General features: G+C 50.2%; 1 rRNA gene. It reads right to left on the reverse strand.

The annotated features are described in order from the left end of the window. Positions 1 to 372: 372 nt before the first annotated feature. Positions 373 to 485 (reverse strand): 5S ribosomal RNA (gene rrf / locus H7U20_RS29705). Between the last annotated feature and the right edge of the window lie 170 nt (positions 486 to 655).

Below are 655 nucleotides of genomic sequence, written 5' to 3' on the forward strand. Positions count from 1 at the left end.
TACTTTCGTAAGTGCTTGAATGTAGACGGATCTATCGCCCGCTCCATTGTCGGTCAGGCAAAATTCGCCAGCTGTCGAGATGTGTATAAACCTATGCATAAGCGGCCTCATCAAAAACATGCTGACATGAGAGCGCTTGCAATGCGCAGCGCGGAGAATTTAAGCGCGAAGCGCCTAAATATCATCTCCCGCTCGGGAACGCATGCATTGATGGAGGTCAAACGGGTTCGGCATAGCCCACACAAGCAGTGGAAGTGTCCGGTGGCGAGAATGTAGACGAGGAATATGGACGAAAAAAAAACCCATCTGCACCGAACGCGGTCTTGAGCGCGTTCGGGCTGATGGGGTTTTTTCGCTACTACTATATAACTAGCCTGACGATAACCTACTTTCACACTGGTTGCAGCACTATCATCGGCGCAGAGTTGTTTCACGGTCCTGTTCGGGATGGGAAGGGGTGGTACCAACTTGCTATGGTCATCAGGCATTGACTTGTACGAGCGCGCGCTCCCGACGGGGCGGCGGCGCTCTAAAATTGGGAAGAAGTATTGGTAAAGAATGGGGTAATGAAGCATGTCTCAACAACTCAGGCGACACATAATTCTTATTCTTACAACCTGCTAAGGTTATAGGGACAAGCCTTACGGGCAATTAG

Source organism: Rugamonas violacea, from assembly GCF_016461825.1.
Taxonomy (GTDB): domain Bacteria; phylum Pseudomonadota; class Gammaproteobacteria; order Burkholderiales; family Burkholderiaceae_D; genus Rugamonas.